Annotated in this window: 15 protein-coding genes; 5 read left to right on the forward strand and 10 right to left on the reverse strand. The window is 72.0% G+C overall.

The window, feature by feature from the left end:
- Nucleotides 1-86: 86 nt before the first annotated feature.
- Both IE308_RS09890 and IE308_RS09895 read right to left on the reverse strand, forming a co-directional pair.
- Complete coding sequence (locus tag IE308_RS09890) at nt 87-2,393, reverse strand: FdhF/YdeP family oxidoreductase (protein ID WP_190217554.1); 2,307 nt, start codon at nt 2,391-2,393, stop codon at nt 87-89.
- A gap of 32 nt (nt 2,394-2,425) precedes the next feature.
- Nucleotides 2,426-2,944 (reverse strand): SRPBCC family protein, encoded by a 519-nt coding sequence (locus IE308_RS09895; protein ID WP_190217555.1) that lies wholly within the window; start codon nt 2,942-2,944, stop codon nt 2,426-2,428.
- Nucleotides 2,945-3,280: 336 nt separating this feature from the next.
- On the opposite strand from IE308_RS09895, the gene IE308_RS09900 reads away from it, so the two are divergent.
- From IE308_RS09900 to IE308_RS36850, 3 genes are all read left to right on the forward strand, one after another.
- Nucleotides 3,281-4,468, forward strand: a complete 1,188-nt coding sequence (locus tag IE308_RS09900; protein ID WP_110625979.1) for a carboxylate-amine ligase — start codon at nt 3,281-3,283, stop codon at nt 4,466-4,468.
- A 150-nt stretch (nt 4,469-4,618) separates the two neighbouring features.
- Complete coding sequence (locus IE308_RS09905) at nt 4,619-6,400, forward strand: N-acetylglutaminylglutamine amidotransferase (RefSeq protein ID WP_190217556.1); 1,782 nt, start codon at nt 4,619-4,621, stop codon at nt 6,398-6,400.
- A complete protein-coding gene (locus IE308_RS36850) occupies nt 6,376-8,838 on the forward strand; it encodes a S9 family peptidase (protein WP_229908805.1) in 2,463 nt (820 codons plus the stop codon). The genes IE308_RS09905 and IE308_RS36850 overlap by 25 nt, the downstream gene beginning before the upstream one ends.
- Before the next feature lie 56 nt (nt 8,839-8,894).
- Here the strand turns inward: IE308_RS36850 and IE308_RS09920 are convergent, their stop codons facing one another.
- The 4 genes from IE308_RS09920 to snpA all read right to left on the reverse strand — a co-directional run bounded on the left by IE308_RS09920 (nt 8,895) and on the right by snpA (nt 13,481).
- Entirely contained in the window at nt 8,895-9,656 is a 762-nt protein-coding gene (locus IE308_RS09920) for an aminoglycoside adenylyltransferase family protein (RefSeq protein ID WP_190217557.1), read from the reverse strand.
- A gap of 144 nt (nt 9,657-9,800) precedes the next feature.
- Nucleotides 9,801-11,807, reverse strand: a complete 2,007-nt coding sequence (locus IE308_RS09925) for a WD40 repeat domain-containing protein (RefSeq protein WP_190217558.1) — start codon at nt 11,805-11,807, stop codon at nt 9,801-9,803.
- 128 nt (nt 11,808-11,935) lie between these two features.
- Entirely contained in the window at nt 11,936-12,406 is a 471-nt protein-coding gene (locus tag IE308_RS09930) for a hypothetical protein (RefSeq protein WP_190217559.1), read from the reverse strand.
- Between the two features lie 388 nt (nt 12,407-12,794).
- A complete protein-coding gene (gene snpA, locus IE308_RS09935) occupies nt 12,795-13,481 on the reverse strand; it encodes a snapalysin (protein ID WP_110625984.1) in 687 nt (228 codons plus the stop codon).
- 180 nt (nt 13,482-13,661) lie between these two features.
- Here snpA and IE308_RS09940 point away from each other — a divergent pair, with 180 nt between their 5' ends.
- Nucleotides 13,662-14,672 (forward strand): LysR family transcriptional regulator, encoded by a 1,011-nt coding sequence (locus tag IE308_RS09940; RefSeq protein WP_190217560.1) that lies wholly within the window; start codon nt 13,662-13,664, stop codon nt 14,670-14,672.
- 114 nt (nt 14,673-14,786) lie between these two features.
- On the opposite strand, the gene IE308_RS09945 is transcribed toward IE308_RS09940, so the two are convergent.
- Entirely contained in the window at nt 14,787-15,635 is an 849-nt protein-coding gene (locus IE308_RS09945; protein WP_308440093.1) for a class I SAM-dependent methyltransferase, read from the reverse strand.
- Nucleotides 15,636-15,942: 307 nt separating this feature from the next.
- Here IE308_RS09945 and IE308_RS09950 point away from each other — a divergent pair, with 307 nt between their 5' ends.
- Nucleotides 15,943-17,925: an APC family permease gene (locus IE308_RS09950; protein WP_190217561.1), complete on the forward strand. Its 1,983-nt coding sequence runs from the start codon at nt 15,943-15,945 to the stop codon at nt 17,923-17,925.
- Between the two features lie 123 nt (nt 17,926-18,048).
- Here IE308_RS09950 and IE308_RS09955 read toward each other — a convergent pair whose 3' ends face one another.
- The 3 genes from IE308_RS09955 to IE308_RS09965 all read right to left on the reverse strand — a co-directional run bounded on the left by IE308_RS09955 (nt 18,049) and on the right by IE308_RS09965 (nt 19,627).
- A complete protein-coding gene (locus IE308_RS09955; RefSeq protein ID WP_110625987.1) occupies nt 18,049-18,219 on the reverse strand; it encodes a hydrophobic protein in 171 nt (56 codons plus the stop codon).
- Between the two features lie 318 nt (nt 18,220-18,537).
- Nucleotides 18,538-18,753, reverse strand: coding sequence for a hypothetical protein (locus IE308_RS09960; RefSeq protein ID WP_190217562.1), 216 nt, complete (start codon nt 18,751-18,753; stop codon nt 18,538-18,540).
- Between the two features lie 133 nt (nt 18,754-18,886).
- Nucleotides 18,887-19,627: a hypothetical protein gene (locus tag IE308_RS09965; RefSeq protein ID WP_190217563.1), complete on the reverse strand. Its 741-nt coding sequence runs from the start codon at nt 19,625-19,627 to the stop codon at nt 18,887-18,889.
- Nucleotides 19,628-19,678 lie beyond the last annotated feature (51 nt).

Genomic DNA, 19,678 nt, shown 5'->3' on the forward strand with positions numbered 1-19,678 from the left:
GAGGCCTCCAGCCGCGCGTAGTGGGCGCGGACCGCCGGACGGGGTGGGTGTGGGCGGCGAGTGCTGATCACATCTGTGGCGCACCGTCACGAGGGCATGGGCCGGGGAGTCCTCGGCTCCAGGCGGACCACGATTCCCTTGTACGTCGGCTGGTTGCTGTTCTCCGCCACGCTCTCCAGGGGCACGAGCAGGTTCGTCTCGGGGTAGTACGCGGCGGCGCAGCCGCGTGCCGTCGGGTACGGGATCACGCGGAAGTCCTCGGCGCGGCGCACGACGTCGTCGGCCCAGACGCTGACCAGGTCGACGTTCTGCCGGTCGGCGAGGCCGAGTTCGGCCATGTCGTCCGGGTTCACGAGCACGACCCGGCGGCTGCCGTGGATGCCGCGGTAGCGGTCGTTGTCCGAGTAGGGGACGGTGTTCCACTGGTCGTGGGAGCGCATGCTCTGCAGCAGCAGGTGCCCCTCGGGGGCCTGCAGCCTCTCGGCGGTGTTGCGGGTGAAGAGCGCCCTGCCGACCCCGTTGGCGTACACGCCCTCGTTGACCGGGTTGGTGAGCGGGATGCCGCCGGGGCGTGTCACGCGCCGGTTGTAGTCGTGCAGACCGGGCACGACGCGGGAGATGCGGTCGCGGATCGCACCGTAGTCGGCCTCGAACTGCTCCCACGGGATGTCCGGTGTGCCGCCGAGCGTGCGGCGGGCGAGCCGGCTGAGGATGGCGACCTCGCTGAGCAGCAGCGGGGAGGCGGGTTCCAGGCGGCCGCGGGAGGTGTGCACCTCGCTCATCGAGTTCTCCACGGTCACGAACTGCTCGCCGCTCGCCTGCATGTCCCGCTCGGTCCGGCCGAGGGTCGGCAGGATGAGCGCGGTCCGCCCGCACACCGTGTGGGAGCGGTTGAGCTTGGTGGAGATGTGGGCGGTCAGCCGGCAGGTGCGCACCGCCTCCTCGGTGACCGTGCTGTCGGGGGCGGCCCGGACGAAGTTGCCGGCCAGGCCGAGGAAAAACCTGACCCGGCCCTCGCGCATCGCTTTGATCGCCTTGACCGAGTCCAGTCCGTGGGCGCGCGGCGGGTCGAAGCCGAACTCCGCCTGCAGGGCGTCGAGGAAGGAGTCCGGCATCTGCTCCCAGATGCCCACCGTGCGGTCCCCCTGCACGTTGCTGTGTCCGCGCACCGGGCAGGCGCCGGTGCCCGCCCTGCCGACGTTCCCGCGCAGCAGCAGGAAGTTGACGATCTCCCGGATGGTCGGGACGGCGTGCCGGTGCTGGGTGATGCCCATGGCCCAGCACACGACGACCCGTTCGCTCGCCAGCACCTCGTCGCGGACCTGCTCGATCTCCTCGCGGGTCAGGCCGGTCGCGGCGAGGACGTCGCTCCAGCCGACGCCGCGGACGTGTGCGGCGAACTCGTCGAAGCCGCTGGTGTCGCTGCGGATGAAGTCGTGGTCGAGGACCTCGCCCGGCCGGGCTTCCTCGGCTTCCAGCAGCAGCCGGTTGAGGCCCTGGAAGAGGGCCAGGTCGCCGCCGGCGCGGAGGTGCAGGAACCGGTCGGCGATGCGGACGCCCGGTCCGATCACCCCGCGCGGCTTCTGCGGGTTCCTGAACCGGAGCAGCCCCGCCTCCGGCAGCGGGTTGACCGCGATGATCCGGGCGCCGTTGCGCTTGGCCTGCTCCAGCGCGGACAGCTGCCGGGGGTGGTTGGACCCGGGGTTCTGCCCGACGAGGAAGATCAGGTCGGCGTGGTGCAGGTCGTGCAGGCTGACGGTGCCCTTGCCGGTGCCGAGGGTTTCGTGCAGGGCGTAGCCGCTGGACTCGTGGCACATGTTGCTGCAGTCGGGCAGGTTGTTGGTGCCGAGCGCCCGGGCGAACAGCTGCAGTACGAACGCGGCCTCGTTGCTGGCCCTGCCGGAGGTGTAGAAGACGGCCTGGTCGGGCGAGTCGAGCGAGGTCAGCTCCTCGGCCATGAGCCCGAAGGCGTCGCTCCAGCTGATCGGCTCGTAGAAGTCCGAGCCCGGCCGCTTCACCATGGGCTCGGTCAGGCGGCCCTGCTGGTTGAGCCAGGCGTCGGAGCGGCGGGCCAGCTCGGAGACCGGGTGCCCGCGGAAGAAGTCGGCGGTGACGCGCCGGGTCGTCGCCTCGTCGTTGATGTGCTTGGCGCCGTTCTCGCAGTACTCGTTGCGGTGCCGGTGTCCCGGGGCGGGGTCGGCCCACGCGCAGCCGGGGCAGTCGATGCCGTCCACCTGGTTCATGGTCAGCAGCGTCCGGCCGGCCCGGAGGGGGGACGTCTCCGCCAGGGAGTACTCCAGGGCGTGCGCCACCGCGGGCACTCCCGCGGCCCACTCCTTGGGGGGAGTCACGGTCAGCGCCTCGTCCGGCTCCTCGCCGGGCGCGTTCTTCATCGGATCGCCTCTCGCTCACGCTGTCGCGGGCATCAGCCGACCGGCCAGCAGGGCACCCCGCTCGCCTGTCGTTCCTCGTGCGTCCGCCGCAGGCGGCCGTTGCGGATGGTGCCCCGCCAGGCACCGCTCTCCGCCCCCAGTCCCTCGATGTACTCCTTGAAGCCCCGCAGCTCCCCGCGTACGACCCGGCCGGCCACCTTGGGCACGCCGGCGAGCAGCCCGGTGGCGCCGCGCGCGGCGATCTCCATCCGTACGGTGACCTGCGTACGGTCCACCGCCACGGCCTCGAAGACCACCTCGCCGCGGTGCGCGGGCCGCTGCCCGAGGCTGCGCCAGACCAGGTGGGAGTCGGGCTCCTGCTCCACGATCTCGGCCTCGAAGACGCCGTGCACGGGTCCGAGCGCGAGGGTCCACGAGGTGAGCGACGGCTTGATCTGGTCGACCTTCCTCACCGTCGTCATGAACCGGGGGAAGCTCTTGAACTGCGTCCACTGGTTGTACGCGGTACGCACCGGGACCGCGATCTCGACCGTTTCCTCAACGCTGTGCATGGCCCACCCGTCCTCAGGCGCCGTTCGCCCCAGTCTCACCACTCCCCCGGCCCTTCGCCACACGGCGCGGACCGCACGGGCGGCCGGTGCCCCGCAGGGCGCCCGGCTGCCCCGCCGGACGCGGCTACCCCGCCGGGCGCGGCCCAATCCGTCGGGACCACATCTCAGCCGACACCGGGCCGCTCATCTGTGAGATAGCACCCTCCGAGGAGCACCCCTGATTGGCAATGTGCCCCGTGGGAAGTCGGAGGTGCACAGCCCGCCTCCGCCGGACCGGCGGAGCCGGCCGATTTCCGGGTGAGGCGGCCAGCGCTCACCCGCCACGTAAGGAGTGCCGTGACCGTTCGCATCGGGGTGGAAGAGGAGTTCCACATCGTCGAGGTGGAGACGGGCCTGCTCGCGCCGCGAGCCGACATCATGCTCGAGAGGCTCCCCGCAGGCACGTTCACGACCGAGTTGCAGCAGGCGACCATCGAGTCGAACAGCGGCGTCCATGATTCCCTCGACGGCCTGTACGACGATGTGACCAGTACCAGACGCCGGCTCGATGCCGCGGCGAGCGCGCATGGGCTCGCCGTGGTGGCCGCCGGTACCGTGCCACTGGCCCGCATGCAGGACACCCGCCCGACCTCCGGGCGCCGCTATCGCCGCATGGTCGACGCCTACGGGCTGATCGCCGACGAGCAGCTGATCTGCGGCACCCACGTCCACGTCGACGTGCCGGACCGCGACCTCGCGGTGCGCCTCATGTGCGAGGTGGCCCCGTGGCTGCACGTCCTGCTGGCCCTGTCCGCCAGTTCCCCCTTCTGGCTGGGCGCGGACACCGGCTACGCCAGCTGGCGGACCATGGTGTGGCAGCGCTGGCCCACCGCCGGCCCCGCCGGGTGCTACGCCGACGCCGCCGAGTACGACGCGGCCGTACGGGACCTGATCAACTCCGGTGTCATCAGCGACGCGGGAATGATCTACCACGACATCCGGCCCTCCGCCCACCAGCCGACCCTCGAACTGCGCATCTGCGACGCCTGCCCCCGACCGGAGACGGTGCTGCTGGTCGCCGGGCTCTACCGCGCCCTCGTGACCGAGGCCCGTGAGCGGCTGGAGGCGGCCGACGCGCCCGCCTGCCCGGGCCGGCACGAATGGCTGCGGGCCGCGTCCTGGCGGGCCGCCCGGTCGGGCCTGGAAGGGACCCTGATCGACCCCGGAACCGGACGTGAGGCGCCCGCGGCCGAGGTCGTACGGCGGCTGCTGCGGCGGGTGCGCCCGGCGCTGGAGGCCGCCGGGGACTGGCCCGCGGTCCGGGATCTCGCGGAGCGCGCCCTGGCGAGCGGCAGCGCCGCCCACCGCATGCGCCGCGCCGCCGCCGAGGACGACCTGCTCGCCTGCACCGATCTGGCGATCGCGGAGACCCGGGGCGACGACCGCCCGCGCCGACGGCCCGCTCCCGCCCGGCCCCTCACCTCCCCCGGCCGGCCGGTCGGCCGCCCGTCCGGGGCCGCCTGGGCCAACACCGCCGGCCGCTGAACCGCGGCCACGACCGTATTCGTTCCTGTTGCGAAGGAGATGCACCACCGTGTCGATCAGTCCGGGCCACATACCGGCGGGCGGTCCGCCGCGTCCCACACCGCCGCACGTGCTGTGCGCGCACCACGGACAGCGGGGAGGTGGTTCCCGATGTGCGGCCTGAGCGGAGAGATGCGTTTCGACGGCACGCGTCCGGACCTGGCGGCCGTCGAGCGGATGAACGACCGGCTCGCCCCCCGCGGACCCGACGGGGAGGGGGTGTGGTCACAGGGCGCCGTCGCGCTGGGACACCGCCGCCTGAAGATCATCGACCTGTCCGAGCGCGGGGCGCAGCCCCTGACCGAGGCCGAGCAGGAGATCACCGGTGTCTTCAACGGGTGCATCTACAACTACCAGGAGCTGCGCGCGGAACTGAGGGCCCTCGGCCACCGGTTCCGGTCCACCTCCGACACCGAGGTCGTCCTCGCGGCGTACCGGCAGTGGGGTACCGCCTGCGTCGACCACTTCCACGGCATGTTCGCCTTCGCCCTGGTCGAGCACCGGACCGGCCGCCTGATCCTGGGCCGCGACCGGCTCGGCATCAAGCCCCTGTACCTGGCACGGACTCCCGGGCGGCTGCGCTTCGCCTCCTCGCTGCCCGCGCTGCTCGCGGCCGGCGACGTGGACACCTCGCTCGACCCGGCCGCCGTGCACCAGTACCTCAGCTGGCACGCGACCGTCGCCGCCCCCCGGACCGTGCTGGCGGGGGTGCGCAAGCTTCCCCCGGCGACCGTGCGGGTCGTCGAGCCGGACGGCACCCACCGCGACCACCGCTACTGGCAGCCGTCGTACACGCGCCGCCCCGAGCACGCCGGCATGGGCCCCACCGAGTGGCGCGACGCCGTCCTGGACGCCCTGCGCACCGCCGTACGGCGGCGGATGGTGGCCGACGTCCCGGTCGGTGTCCTGCTGTCCGGAGGACTGGACTCCAGCCTGATCGTGGCCTTGCTGGCCGACGAGGGGCAGCGCGACCTCGCGACGTTCAGCGTCGGCTTCGAGTCCGAAGGCGGCGACGAAGGGGACGAGTTCCGCTACTCCGACCTGGTCGCCAGGGAGTTCGCCACCGACCACCAGCAGCTGGTGGTTCCCTCGCAGCGCGTCTCGGCGGCCCTGGACGCGGCGGTCGCGGCGATGAGCGAGCCGATGATGAGCCATGACGTGGTCGCCTTCCATCTGCTGTCCGAGCAGGTGTCGAAGAACGTCAAGGTCGTCCAGAGCGGGCAGGGCGCCGACGAGGTCTTCGCCGGCTACCACTGGTACCCGGAGCTGGCGGCCGCGGCCCGCGAGGACGAGCCGGACCGGTACGCCGAGGTGTACTTCGACCGGTCGCACGCTGACCTCGCCGCGATGCTGCAGCCCGACATGCTGCCGGCCGAGGACGTCTCCGGCCGGTTCGTGCGAGAGCACATGGCGGAGCCGGGGGCCGAGACGGCGCTCGACGCCGCCCTGCGCCTCGACACCCATGTCATGCTGGTGGACGACCCGGTCAAGCGGGTCGACAACATGACGATGGACTGGGGCCTGGAGGCCCGCGTGCCGTTCCTGGACCACGAGCTGGTGGAGCTGGCGGCCGCCTGCCCGCCGGAGCTGAAGCTGGCCGACGGCGGCAAGGGCGTCCTGAAGGAGGCCGGCCGCAAGCTGCTGCCGAGCGAGGTGGTCGACCGCCCCAAGGGCTACTTCCCGGTCCCGGCGATCACGCACATGGCCGGGCCCGTGCTGGACCGGGTACGTGCGGCGCTGGGCGCCCCGGAGGCCAAGCGGCGCGGACTCTTCCGGGACTCCTACGTCGCCGAACTCCTGGCGGCCCCCGACCGGCACCGCACCAAGCGCGGAGCGAACGCACTGTGGCAAGTGGCTTTGCTGGAGATATGGCTGCAGACGCACGGAATCTGACCGGCGAGTCCCTCGCGGTACGGCCGCCCGACTCCGGCCCGACCGGGGCCGGGCGGCCGTCCCCCGCCCCTCTCGCACGGACCGTCCCCCCACCCCCGCCCCCGTCGGCACCGGCCCCGGACGGCCGTACCGGCGCGTTCGCCGCGCCCGCCCGCGTTCCGCTGCCGAACGCCTCCGGGCCGCGCGAGGCGACGACGCGGCTCATCGCGCACGGCTGCTGGTATCCCTCGGCCGACCCGTCCGGCACCCGCGTCGCCTTCATCTGCGACCGCGGCGGCGTCCCGCAGCTGTGGACGGGTCCCGTCGACGGCGAGGCCGTACGCCTGCTCGACGACGGACCCGACCCCGTGACCGAGGTGTCCTGGTCGCCCGACGGCCGCTGGATCGCCTACACCGCGGCCCCCGGCGGCGGTGAGCACACCCGGGTGCTGTGCGTCCGCCCCGACGGCAGCGACCGGCACATCCTCGCCGGAGCCGAGCCGGGCACCTCCGCCCACCTGGGCTGCTGGGCGCACGACGGGTCGGCCGTCGCGGTCACCGTCGCGGTCCCCACCGCCGCACCCGCCCCGGACGCCGCCACGGAGGCCGCCGCGCCCGGCCCCGGCCCGGCAGACGCCCACCTGCCGGCTCCGTGGCAGGGCCGTACGGCCGACACACGGCTCCTCGGCCCGGCACCGCACACAGGCCCAGGGCCCGGGCTGCCGTCCCCCCAGCTCACGGTGGGGACGGCGGTGATCGGCGCCCCGGGCGGCAGTACCACACCGGCGGCCGCGTTCGGCGACGGTCTGTCGGCCTACCTCGTCGACCCCGACGGTGTCGCCGCGCCCGTCCTGCTCGCCGTCGAGAAGGACGCGGCGACGCTCCGCGTGTGCGACCTCAGCCGCGACGGCACGCTCGCGCTGCTGCGCCGGGGACCTCGCGGCCGGCGCGAGGCCGTCGTCCTGCGCACCGCCGACCATGTGACGACCTGCGTGATGCCGGTGGCCGACGGCGACCCGTGGATCGGCGGCTTCTCACCCCGCGCGGACGTCCTGTGGCTGCGCAGCAACGCCCACCGGGAGTTCGCGGTCCTCCTCGCCGCGGAGCTCGACCCGGAGGGACAGCCGCGGGGCTGGTCGGAAGCCGCCTCGCGCGAGGGCATCGACCTCGAACTGCTGCGGTGCGCCCGCGACGGCGTCTCCGCCGTGCTGGCCTGGAACGTCCGGGGCATGAGCGAGGTGGAGGTCCTGGACACGAGCGCGGCGGGCGGGCTGTCGACGGACGCGGGTCCGTCCGGTGGTCCGGCGGCGGGCGCGGAAACGACCGGCGGGCCGGGGGCGGACCCGGCCGGTCGGCCAGTGGTGGACGCGTCCAGTCGGCCAGTGGTGCCAGTGGTGGACGGGTCCGGCCCGCCGGGGGCAGACGCGGGCACGTCCCGCCGCCCCTGGCAGGACCAGGGCTCCCCCGCTCGGCCCGGGGCGGACACCCACCGGTCGTCCCGGTCCGTGTCCCTGCCGCACGAAGTGGTCACCCGCATCACGGACGCCGGCCCTCGGCTGCTGCTGGCCCTGTCCGGGTCCCGCCGTCGCCCCGGCATCTGGTGGCTGCCCGACGGCGCGACCCCGGTGCGCACCCCGTGGTCGTCACGCGACGAGGACGCCGTTCCGCCTGGCCGCCCGCCCGTACGGCCGGTCCCTCTGCGCCCCACCGCCCGGGACGGGCTGCAGCTGAACGGCTGGTACTACCGTGCGCCGGGCCGCGCCCCCGGCGAACCGGCGCCCTGTGTCATCCATCTGCACGGCGGCCCCGAGGAACAGGAACGCCCCGTCCTCAACCCGCTGTACCACGAGATCCTCGGGCGCGGACTGGACGTCTTCGCCCCCGACGTCCGCGGGTCCTCCGGCTACGGCCGGTCGTTCGTCGACGCGGACCTCGGCCGGGGGCGGTTCGCCGCGATCGACGACGTGGCGGACTGCGCGGCCCACGCCGTGCTGGCCGGCCTGGCCGATCCCGCCCGGCTGGCGGTGATGGGGCGTTCGTACGGCGGCTATCTCACCTTCGCCTCCCTGGTCTGGCATCCGGACCTGTTCCGCACCGGGGTGGCGGTGTGCGGCATGTCGGACCTCGCGACGTTCTTCGAGGGCACCGAACCCTGGATCGCCCAGTCGGCGGCCCACAAGTACGGCCACCCCGAACGCGACCGTGAACTGCTGCGGGCGCTGTCCCCGATGAGCCGCATCGACGCGCTGCGGGCACCGGTGCTCGCGGTGCACGGGGAACACGACAACAACGTGCCGCCGGGTGAGTCGGAGCAGTTCGTCCGGGCGGCGCGCGAGCGCGGTGTGACCGCCGAACTGCTCACCCTGCTCGACGAGGGACACGAGTTCCTCCGCGCCGACAACCGCCGGCTCTTCCGTCGTGCCGCCGCCGACTGGCTGCAACGGCACCTGAGCGTCTGACAGTCAGGGGCAGTGGGCCACGCGGTGGAGTGCGGGAGAAGCGGTTCGTATACCTGTCAGCTCCGGGTGCTCAACCGGTCGATCTCGGCGAGCAAGCGGTCCACGTGCGGACGTACCTGGGCCCGCAACGCCTCGTTCCAGCGCTCCTCGGAGTAGGGGCAGTCGAGATAGAGCTGCCTGGCGTGTTCCAGGACGGGGCGGTGTTCCGGCGGGAGCCGGGCGAGGGCCCAGTCCGCGGCAGCGTCCTTCGACCTGATCTGACCGGTGGCCAGTGTGGTCCAGATGCGTGCGAGGGTCAGCAGGACGTTGCGGGTGTCGCCGTCCAGGTTGTCGAGCAGGTCGGGGATGCCTGCCACGCTCGCCCGGACCAGGTCGGAGTGCGGGACCGAGCCGAGGACCTGTGCCGGCCGCGGGCCGGTGAGAGGGTGGTCGCCGGTCAGCACCATGGTGATCAGCAGAGCCAGATCGGGCATGGGCGCCGGCTGGGGGACCTCCCCTGCCTCGTACTCGTCTCGCAGCCACTCGCCGTACAGGAAGTCGCAGGTGGGAGGGTACCTCCACGGCTGGACCTCGGACTGGACGACCACGATGAGCTCGACCGGACGGACTCCGTTCCGCGAGCCGGAGATGCCGAGCAGTCCACCGAGGAGCGCCCGTCGCCCCCGCTCGTCCATCGACCGCCGGGAGACGACGAGCACGTCCACGTCGCTGGCCGGCCTGAGCTCACCGAGCACGGCAGATCCGTGAAGATAGGTACCGATGACATCCCCGCCCAGCACCCCGCCGGCCACTGCCACGATCTCTTCGAGCTGATTCACCGCGTCAGTGTGTCCTGTTGTCCGGTCCGACGGCACGGCATCAAGGCTCGGCTCACCGGTCCGCCGCCACCGGCCGAGGTGCGCGTCGGCCGGCCGCGTCGCGCGCGGTGCGCAGCGCGGCCGGCCGATCGCGGGGTGGCCGGCTCAGCGGGTGAAGTTGAAGTACTGCCAGGGGCCGTAGGACGTGGTGTTGACGTAGTCGGTGTAACCGTCCACGTAGACCGACCGGATGCGGAAGCGGTATCCGGCCGCGCCGTCGCCGTCCAGCGTCACGTACGACATGCCCTTGCTGTTGAGCGGGAAGTACTGCGAGTCGCCCGAGCGCCAGGCGCCGTCGTACCAGACCTGGAGGTCGAGCCGCGTGTACCGGCCCGGGTAGGCGTTGTGCCAGGTGGTGATCAGCGGGTCGGTCGTCTGGTGGAAGGTGCGGTACCAAGTGGTGCCGATCTTCGTCCACTTGTAGTGCCGGGACAGCGTGGTCGTCACGCCGGCGCGGGTACGCACGGTGGACTTGGCCTCGGCCCGGCCGTAGCGGGTGTCGCCGGCGAAGACCGCGGTCACCGTGGTGTCCTTGGACATCTTCAGGGACGCCGACAGCTTGCCCTTGGAGTCGACCGTGCCGCGCTTCAGCAGCCGCTTGGGCTCCGTCCCCCACGGGTCGGCCCAGATCTCCACCACGCGGTTCTTGTACGTGTAGCCGAGCGTGGCCGTGTAGGTGACCGTGGTGGCGTGGTTGACGGTGAGACCGTTGCGGTCGAGCGTCAGCGGCGTCTTGTAGTACGCCACGTTGACTCGCGCGGACCCGGCGGCGGCCGAGTGGTCGGCGTCCCCGGCGTAGGCCACCTTGTAGGTGACGCTGCCGGCCGCGGTCGGCTTGTCGGTGAAGGAGAACGTGCCTCCCGACGCGAGCGGCTTGACGCCCAATGCCTTGCCGTTCGGGTCGCCGGCGTCGTACCGGGTCACGGTCAGCGGCGTCCCGGCGGGCAGCGGCAGGGTGGCGTTGAGGGAGCCGGAGACGGTGAGCGCCTTGTCGAGCGGGGCCGTGGCCGGCGCCTTGACGGTGAGCGCCGGGGCGGACTTGAGGGGCTCGCTCAGGACGTGCAGCCGGACGCTGTTGTCGTAGTTGGTGGTCACCGCGAAGAGCCGGCTGCCGCCCGGCTCCCAGGCCAGAGCGCCGCTGGGCAGGTCGTCGCCGCCGCTGCTGGTGCCGGTGGAGGGGAAGTCGTACGTCCGTACGGCGGTCTTGGCCCCCGGACGGTAGACGTAGACGTCGTCGTCGTACGGGGCGTCGGCGCCCGCGGCGACCGTGCCGTCTGCGGCGACGGCCACGGCGGTCGGGTGGTACTCGCTCGGGTAGGTGCCCGTCTCGACGAGGTCCGAGGCCTGCCACACGTGGTGGACGTTGCCCGGGTTGGCCGTGATGAGGCGGGTGCCGTCCGGTGTGTAGGCGAGGTCGCTCGTCATACCGGTCAGCGCGGTCGTGTTGCGGGCGGTGCGGACCGCGGTGCCCGTCGTCACGTCGTAGGCGGCGAGGGCGAAGCGGTTGTGGTACGAGCTGGCGGCGGCGAGGGCGTTCGGGTCGGCGGGCGAGGTGACGAGCCGCGGGGCGCCCGAGTAGTCCGTCTCGGTGTCCTGGTCGAGGGTGACCACCGGCTCGGCGCCGGACAGGTCGAGCGAGCCGATGTCGCCGTCGTCGTCGCCCCAGGCTCCGTTGTTCGCGTCGGCGCCGTAACCGAACCAGATCTTGCCGCCCGCGAGGGCCAGGAAGCGCGGGCGGGTGTTCTCGCCAATCGCGTACCGGGACTGCTCGGTGACCGAGGCGGTGTCCAGCGCGACGACGGCGTCCGCGCCGGGGACGGCGGCGTACAGGCGGCCGGCGTCGTCGGACAGCGCGAGGCCCGTGACGCCGGGCAGGTCGGCGACGGTACCCAGCACGGTGCCGCTGTAGTCCGTCGCGACGACCTTGCCCAGGTTCGGGTCGCTGATGAAGATCTTGTGGTGGACGCCGTCCACCACAACGTCGCCCACGGTCGTCAGCGGCAGCTTCCTGCTGCTGTCGGCGGCAGCGGGGCCGGCGGTGACCGCGACCAGCGCCGCGGAGCTGAAGAGGACCGCGAGCGCCGTCGCGGCCGAGAGTGTGCGTCTGCGCACGATGAGAGAACCCCCCATAGGTCCTCGCGTCCCGGAGCGGGATGCGATGATCGGCAGCGTAGAGCATGCCCCTGACAGAGACGTCAGGAGGCACCTGGTGCCGCTCGGGGTGCGCAGGCAGACTCGCGTTACGCGATCCACGCCTCGCTGTGCCGATGCCTGTCCAGCCCCACTGCCGCGAACTCGTCCTCGCCGGCGCTCGCCACTACGCCCAATCGCCGCAGCGCTTGGGAGATCGGACTGCCACCCGACGGAAAGGGCTCCCCCTCCTCCACGTGGAGCGGTCCGAGCACGATGCGACCGCCGTTCCACACGGCAGCCCGCTGCTCGCCCACGCCGCCGAAGTACTCGGCCTCGACATAGGCCACCGGCCCACCGGCCGACCAGGCGGCGAGGTTCTCCTCGAACCCTCCCGGCAGCCCCCAGAACCCCAGCGTGCCGACACCACCGCCGTCGGTGACGGAATCGAACAACTCGTCCGTTACCGGCATCAGCGAGAGGCCCTGCCCGATCGACGCCAGGCGGGCAGCAGGTAGTTCCCCCACCACGCCGCGCAGCAGCTCACCGTCCGCGATCACTGCTCGCAGGTCGTACGCCATCCCCTGACCCCCTCCGGATGAGAGGCCCATCTTGTCCCATACGGCGAGGTGGAAGCCGCGCGGTACCCACGCCCAGAACTCACGAAGCGGGCCCGTGGATCGTCCGCACCGACAGAACCGGGTCGACAGCCGGCGCCAATTCCCTGTGGGCGATTTCCACGAGGTGGGGCCGAGGATCGCCATGGATGGGAGCGGTCGTGTACTCGATGACCTGGGAGTGCGCGGCGGTGCGGACCGCGAGCCGGCGTCGCGGTCCGCACCGTGGCGGCGGGTCGGCGGGGCCCGCGCTGCGGGCCGGTGGTGGGGAGCGCCGCCCCGCCGTGGGCGGCGGGCTGAGCGTGTGCCCGGGCAGCGGGTCAGCCGACGTCAGCCCGTCGTGGGCGCTGCGTCAGCGCGTCGTGGCCACCTGTGCGAGGGCCTGGGCGAGACCGTAGGCCCACAGCTGGTTGACCCGGCTGCGCTCGGTCGAGTTCGGGTAGGGGTTGGTGCAGGACGGGCCGGGGCCGCCGCCCGACATCAGCTCGCTGCAGGGACCGCTGTAGTGGTCGGGCAGGCCCAGCACGTGCCCGGTCTCGTGGGCGGTGACCCGCACGGAGTTGTACTGCCGGTTCTGCGCGTAGTCCAGGAAGATGTACCCGCGGCCGTGGCCGTCGGTGGAGGCGTAGGACCCGCGCGAGTCGTTGCCCTCGTAGTAGGCGAAGTCGGCGCTGCCCGACGTCGCCTGGAGCTTGACGTTCGACACGGAGCTGTTCCAGATGGAGGCGGCACTCGATATCTGGGAACGGAAGCTGGGGGCCTGCGAGGCGTTGTAGTAGACGGTCACCGCCTGAGCCGAGGGCTGTGCGGCCTGCCGCTTGGCGACCGACTTCAGTACGGCGTCGAAGAACGCCTTGTTGTCGGCCTTCTGGGACACGCCCACATAGCCGACGGCGGTGCGGACGGGTGCTTCGGCGTTCTTCTGGGCGCTCGCCGGGGCCGCGGTGCCCAGCGCTGCGGAGGCCATGCCCAGGCCGAGTGCGAGGGCCAGCAGTCTGCCGGAGGCCTTCGGCCGGGTGCGGGTGCGGAACGACGCCATGGGGGGCTCCTACTCGTCCTGTGGGGTTGAACGATCGGTTGCCAGTGAGTCTCGGGCAGACCAACGGGGCTGCGGATGATGGCAATCGGGGATAGCACCGGGCTATCGGCGGCCAACTCGCCATAACTGTTGGACCTTGAACATCTGGTGTCACATGCCCTGCCGCCCTACTCTCCCCCCATGGAGTTGGAGGTGAGGCACCTGCGCGTTCTCTGTGCCATCGCCGACACCGGCAGCCTGCACAAAGCCGCACGTCAACTGGGGCTGGCACAACCGTCGTTGAGCACTCAGCTGCGGCGCATCGAGCGCACCCTCGGGGCTCAGCTCTTCGTCCGTGACCGGACCGGCTGCCGGCCCACCCCGCTGGGGCTCGTGGTGCTCAGCCGGGCCCGGCCGCTGGTGGCCGAGTTCGCCGCGATCGTCACCGAGACCAGGGCGGCGGCGGCCCGGACCGCCGACGGGTTCCAGCTGCGTATCGGCGCCACGGCGAGCCGCGCCATCCCGGGCTGGCTCCGGCTGCTGAGGGCACGTGAGCCGCGTGTCGAACCGACACTCCAGATGAACGTGTCCGCCAACGCCCTGCTCGGCATGGTCGCCGCCGGCCGCCTCGACATGGCCTTCGTGCACGAGGTCGAGGGCAGCCCGCTGCGCGTCCCGCCCGGCCTGCACGTGCGGGTGCTCGTCGAGCGCGAACCGCAGTTCGTCACCCTCGCCGCGGACCACCCGGCGGCGTTACATCCGCGGGTGCGTCTCGCCGACCTGGCCGGCGACCGCTGGATGGTGGACGCCACGGTCGACGGCGAGTGGGACGCCCTGGCCCGCGCGCTGCGGGCCGCGGGCCTGCACTCGGAGATACTGCACGGCGACTACCTCACCGCCTACTCGCTCGCCGCCACCGGCGAAGTGGTCACGATCAGCCAGCCGACCGCCCATCCCCGCCCGGACCTCACGATCCGCCCCCTGGAAGGCGACCCGATAGGCGTCCGCCTGCTGCTGGCCGCCCGAACGGAGGAGGAACTGGACGACGCCTACCCGGCACTAGAGGAGGCTTACTGGACCGTGGCCCGGGAGGCACCGGCCTACCTCGCGTGGCTGGAGCGCGGTTCCCGGTCCGGCCAGTCCCTGAGCGCGGCACGGCGACCGGACGCGGGACCACCCCCGTCCGTGGGCGCGTCGGCGGCTTCGAGCTAGACCAGTGCCTCTGCCAGATGATGGTAGGCGAGCTCCTGCGCGCCCATGACGTTACGAGTAGACCCGTGCCGCCTCACCGTACTGTCACCACGGCCCGCGGACCCGGGAGTCGCTCTACCGGCGGGCCGCCGAGATCAGTCCGCCGGGCTGGTCCTCGCGCTGCGGCGGGGTGCTGAACGGACGGCCGTAGGCGGCAGCGCGTTCGCGCAGGCTGTGGCTTTCGGCTTCCCAGCCGTGCCGGGCCAGCCAGGCCACCGGGTCGTCGGGCATCTCGGAGACCCACATGGACGCCGCCGATCCCGGCGCGGCGTCCGCGCCGAAGCGCTCGATCACGCCGCGCGAGCCCAAGGTCAGCCCCATCCGGCTGCCGGCCGCCGACTGTTCGCTGATCCGGGCCAGCAGCTGTTCCACCGCGTCCTCGGGCAGATAGATCAGCAGTCCTTCGGCGATCCACACGGTCGGCTCCGCCGGGTCGTGCCCTGCGGCGGCCAGCGCATCCGGCCAGTCCTCCCGCAGATCCACCGCGACGGTGATCCGCTCGCACTGTGCGACGGCCCGTTCCTGGCGCAGCACCGCAGCCTTGAAGTCCAGTGGCGCGGCGGTGTCGACCTCGAACAGCCTGGTGCCCTCGGGCCAGTTCATCCGGAAGGCCCGGCTGTCCATGCCGGCGCCGAGCAGCACGACCTGCCGCACACCGGACGCGGAGGCCTGCTGCAACAGGTCGTCGAGGAACTTCGTCCTGATCACGATGGACCACGACACTGCCAGCCGGCGGCGCCGCGCGGCCTCGTCATCGGGCGGCGGCGAGGACGGCCACAGGCCGCCGGCGGCGGCGAAGGCCCGTGCCAGCGGATCGCGGAACAGCGCGTTCTTCCGCTCGGTCTCCAACGCCCGCACCCTGGCCACCCCCACCGCGGTGGCCCACACTCCCGACGGCTGCACCCGCTCCTGCTCATCAGTCACCGCGCCAGCGTAGAGGACCGATTTGAGGGGCCTGATGAGGGGAGCGAGCGTCAGGCGCGGTCAGCCGGTGATGCGCGTACGGTCGGCATGCGACCGCGTGATCGATGGTCGCCGCTGCCTGTATCCGTAGCCGACCATCCCCCTCTCGGACGAACGGAGCCCCGCCCCAGCCTCACGGCAAGCCACGGTCCGTTGACCGGGGGGGCGCGTGGGTGACGGCTGTGGTGGGGCGGATACTCGATCATCGTGCCGTGGTGCCGACGCACCAGAAGACACCCGAGAGGGCTTTTCGAAAGCGATGGGGGACATGAACGACGTGGACGGGCCGCTCGTACCGGAGGTGGTGGACAGCCCCGCGCTACGACCGCAGCCCACCAGTGGGCTGGCGCGGTGGCTGCTGCACCACCGGGTGCAGCCGGTGGGGCCGGCCGCAGGCGAGGCGCACGCCCAGCCGCAGTCGTGGTGGAAAGTGATGTGCCTGACCGGAGTCGACTACTTCTCCAGCCTGGCCTACGTACCGGCGATCGCCGTGGTCGCCGCCGGTGCCGTCTCCCCGCTGGCGACCCTGCTCATCGTGGGTCTGACGCTGCTCGGGATGCTGCCGATGTACCGGCGGGTGGCCCGGGAGAGCCCGCACGGGGCCGGGTCGGTGGCCATGCTGGAGGATCTGCTGCCGTTCTGGTGGGGCAAGCTGTTCGTGCTGGTCCTGCTGGGCTTCGTCGCCACGTCCTGGATCATCACCATCACCCTGTCCACGGCGGACGCCTCGGTGCACGTCGTGGAGAACCCCTTCTTCCCGCAGGCCCTCCACGGGCACGAAGTGGGACTCACCGTGACGCTGCTGCTGCTCCTGGGCGGAGTGTTCCTCCTGGGGTTCAGCGAGGCGGTCATGGTGGCCATCCCCCTGGTGGCGGTCTTCCTGCTGCTCAACGCCGTGATCATCGGTGTCGGCCTGGCCGAGGTGTTCACCACGGAGGGTGCGCTCTCGGCGTGGACGGACGCGCTCTCGGACACCGGAGGCGGATTCGGTGACCTGGCGGGCCCTGCCCTTCTGGCCTTTCCGCTGCTGGTGCTCGGTCTGTCGGGTTTCGAGACGGGTGTGAGCATGATGCCGCTCGTCGCCGCGGAGGGCACCGACCCCGAGCAGCGGCTGCGCTCGCGTATCCGTAACACCCGCAGGCTGCTGACCACCGCCGCCCTGATCATGAGTGTGTATCTGCTGTCCGCCAGCTTCGTCACCACCGTCCTCATCCCGAAGGCGGAGTTCGAGCCGGGCGGAGCCGCCAACGGCCGCGCGCTGGCCTGGCTGGCGCATGAGCACGTGGGCGAGGCCTTCGGCACGGTCTACGACATCAGCACGATCCTGATCCTGTGGTTCGCCGGCGCCTCCGCGATGGCCGGGCTGGTCAACATCGTCCCCCGCTACCTGCCCGACTACGGCATGGCTCCCGAATGGGGACGCGCGGTGCGCCCCGTCGTCCTCGTCTACACCGCCATCTCCGTCGGCATCACCATCGCCTTCGACGCGGATGTGGACGCCCAGGCCGGCGCCTACGCCACCGGTGTCCTGGCCATGATGGTCTCGGGCGCGTTCGCCGTCACCGTCTCCGTCGTCCGTCGCCGACGGCGCGCGGCCGGTGTCGGGTTCGCGGCGCTGACCGCGGTGCTGCTCTACGCCCTGCTGGCCAACATCGTCGACAAGCCCGACGGCATCGCCATCTCGGGGGTGTTCATCGCCGGGATCCTCGCCGTCTCGCTGATCTCCCGCATCTCACGCACCACCGAACTGCGCGCCGACCGTATCGTCTTCGACGAGGCCGCACGCCGGTTCATCGCCGACACCCTCGCCTACGACCGGTCCATCAACATCATCGCCAACCGGCGGCAGGCGGGTGACGCCGCCGAGTACGCCGGCAAGGAGGACGAGCAGCGTCATATCAACCCCGTGCCCGGGCGGGCCGACGTGCTGTTCCTGGAGATCGACGTGGTTGACCCGTCCGACTTCAGCGAGGCCCTCACCGTGCGCGGTGTGGAAGTCGACGGCTACCGCATCCTGCGCGCCGACGCGCCCGCGGCACCGAACGCCATCGCCGCGATACTCCTCGCGCTGCGTGACGCCACCGGTGTGCAGCCGCACTGTTACTTCGCCTGGGCCGAGGGAAGCCCGCTGGTCCACATGTTCCGCTACTTCCTCCTCGGCCGCGGCGACACCGCCCCCGTCACCCGCGAAATCATCCGCAAACACGAACCCGACCCGGCTCGCCGACCCGGTATTCACGTCGGCGGCTAGGCACGGTTGGTCCGGCCGATCTCGACTCGGTGCAACGGCGTCTGACACACATGCAATGCGGGCCCGGCCGTCCCCGGCAGGGCCCGCATTGCATGTGCTGATGCGTTTTCAGGAATTCCTAGGTCACCAGCGATACCAGCGGCCCTTCCGACCCGTACCGTCCGCCGTGCGAACGACGAAGCCGAGCAGCCACACAGCCAGCACGATCACCGCGATCCACCAGAGCGCCTTCAGCGCGAAACCCGCACCGAAGAGAACCAGAGCCAGCAGAAGAACCAGAAGCAGGGGAACCATCGATATCAACCTCCTGGCCATCGAATGCCCTTGGACCGGCCTTATACGCACGAGAAATCCGCGTTACTTCCACGGCATGCCGGGCACGATGATTCCTTGCGCACTTCCCCTCGGCACTGGCTGGACATCCATAGGCTCGCCAGCATGTCTCTCCACGACCCAGCGGTAGGTGCCCGGGCCGACGCCGCGCCGGGGTGCTTCGGTGGGCGTTCGCGGCCCCCCTTTTTTTGCGACAAGGCCCTGTCCAGCCTTTCGGCTGACAGGGCCTTGTCGGTCGCCCTCGGAACCAAGGAGGGCCCACCGGTGGGAGAACGAGGGTCAGGCCTTGATGCCCAGTGCGGTGGCCAGGGCGGACACCTCTCGGGGTGCGCCCTCGTTGGTCTGCTGCAGGTTGGGCCACAGGCCCGGCAGGAGTCCGAGGGGATTCACGACTGGTGAAGCGAGGGGGGTGGGTTCGGCGGCGTGTGCGACGGAGGGGGTGGCAAGGGCGGCCAGCGCGAAAGCGCCGACGACCAGCATCCGGTTCATCTTCATGATCCGTTCAACGAGGCTCCGGCCGGCGAGTAGCGACACGGCGCGTCCGCCCACGCGGGAATCCTCCATCCGGCCCACTCCGGTGGCCCGACCCCTCGATACGGCTCCGTCACGTCAGTGCCGCCGGGCGTGGTCACGCCCTGAGCGCGGCCTCAGGGCCCATGACCACGACCGGACGCCGGGCCGCGTCCAGGACCCGCAGCAGGGCCAGCATGTGCGCCTTGTCCAGGCTGATGCAGGCGTTGGTCGGCCCGCCGTGGTCCACGTGGAGCCACACGCCGCCGCCCTTGTGGTCGCCCAGCGGCCGGGTCTCGTCCAACGGGCTGCTGCCGGGCACCCGGTTGTAGTCGATGGCGATGACGTAGTCGAAGGCCCCGTCCAGCGGCTCGCCCAGATGGCCGGTGCCGGAGGCGGTGAAGGCCTCGTCCTGGTCGTAGGGCAGCCGCGTGCCCGGGTCGGGCAGCAGCCCGCCGGCGTCGCTGAGCGGGAAGACACCGATCGGGGTGCGCAGGTCGTTCTCGTCGTGGTCGTCGGTCCAGCCGCGCAGGCCGTTGCGGGCCGGCCAGGGGCCCGCGAGGGGGACCCAGCCCGTGTGCGGGTCCAGTTGGTAGAGCATCGCCCGGGCCTCGTTGGTGTCGGCCGTCCCGCCGATGACCGTCAGCACCTGCCGAGCGCTCGCCGGGATACGGGCCAGCATGGCCGGTCCGATGCCCGGCAGGCTTCGAACCATGGAGCGCGGCGGGCCTGGGCGGGCCGGGGATCCGTTGGGCGGTGCGGCCCGGTCCGCCGCCTCCCGCTCGCACCCGGCGGCGCCCGGTACTCCGACACACACGGCCGCGCCGGCCAGCGCGGCCAGCACCCTTCTGCGGTTCACTGCGACCTCCGACGGGGGAACGTGGACGAGGGATGCATATCCCTTCACGCC

The organism is Streptomyces griseosporeus (assembly GCF_014656055.1).
GTDB classification, from domain to species: domain Bacteria; phylum Actinomycetota; class Actinomycetes; order Streptomycetales; family Streptomycetaceae; genus Streptomyces; species Streptomyces griseosporeus.